Here is a 263-nt window from a genome sequence, read left to right on the forward strand (position 1 = left end):
GTCGGCCGCACCACGAGCGGCAAGGGCTGTCATGTCGATCTCGCCATGATGGACGTGCAGGCCAGTCTGCTGGCGCTTGCGGCCGCGCGCCTGTTTGCGCTCGACGAGGATATCGGCCGCTCCGGCACCGAGCATCCCGGCCGTGTACCCTCCGCCGCCTTCCAGTGCCGAGATGGCGGCTGGCTGCATATCAGCGGCAGCGACCAGCACTGGAGCCGGCTTTGCGACGTGCTGGGCCTCGCCGAACTGGGAAGCGACCCGGA

The 263-nt window shown here is 69.2% G+C and carries 1 protein-coding gene; it reads left to right on the plus strand.

Annotation, left to right across the window (positions count from 1 at the left end):
• A partial coding sequence (locus RTX98_RS05060; RefSeq protein WP_312795035.1) for a CoA transferase occupies window positions 1-263 on the plus strand: 263 nt, incomplete at both ends.

Source organism: Tianweitania sp. (assembly GCF_032053605.1).
Lineage (GTDB): Bacteria > Pseudomonadota > Alphaproteobacteria > Rhizobiales > Rhizobiaceae > Tianweitania.